Here is an 860-nt window from a genome sequence, read left to right as displayed (position 1 = left end):
GCATCTGGTGCTGTCTTATCATCTGCTTTCGCTACTGTTGCTGTAGTTGGAGTTGATGTATTGTTTGAAGCGTCTTTCGCTGTAACAGAGACTGTTTGACCTTCTTCCAAACCGCTGACTGGAACGCTGAAGTTGCCATCTTGGTCAGCTGTTGCTGAGGCTTTAGTGCCATCTGGAAGGGTTACTTCAACTGTTGAACCTGCTTCGGCTGTACCGGTTACTGCTGTGTCACCTGCTTTAACTGGGTTCACAACTGGTGCATCTGGTGCTGTCTTATCATCTGCTTTCGCTACTGTTGCTGTAGTTGGAGTTGATGTATTGTTTGAAGCGTCTTTCGCTGTAACAGAGACTGTTTGACCTTCTTCCAAACCGCTGACTGGAACGCTGAAGTTGCCATCTTGGTCAGCTGTTGCTGAGGCTTTAGTGCCATCTGGAAGGGTTACTTCAACTGTTGAACCTGCTTCGGCTGTACCTGTTACTGCTGTGTCACCTGCTTTAACTGGGTTCACAACTGGTGCATCTGGTGCTGTCTTATCATCAGCTTTCGCTACTGTTGCTGTAGTTGGAGTTGATGTATTGTTTGAAGCGTCTTTCGCTGTAACAGAGACTGTTTGACCTTCTTCCAAACCGCTGACTGGAACGCTGAAGTTGCCATCTTGGTCAGCTGTTGCTGAGGCTTTAGTGCCATCTGGAAGGGTTACTTCAACTGTTGAACCTGCTTCGGCTGTACCTGTTACTGCTGTGTCACCTGCTTTAACTGGGTTCACAACTGGTGCATCTGGTGCTGTCTTATCATCAGCTTTCGCTACTGTTGCTGTAGTTGGAGTTGATGTATTGTTTGAAGCGTCTTTCGCTGTGAC

1 protein-coding gene is annotated in these 860 nt (G+C 47.6%); it reads right to left on the bottom strand.

What is annotated here, in order from left to right; all coding sequences use genetic code 11:
- Positions 1-860 (bottom strand): Ig-like domain-containing protein (locus M1R56_RS10005; protein ID WP_248036036.1); only part of this gene is annotated, 860 nt, incomplete at both ends.

It is taken from the genome of Streptococcus sp. oral taxon 431 (assembly GCF_023115445.1).
Classification (GTDB): domain Bacteria; phylum Bacillota; class Bacilli; order Lactobacillales; family Streptococcaceae; genus Streptococcus.
Note: the sequence above shows the minus strand (reverse complement) of the source record. Positions and strands in the feature narration are given on the sequence as shown.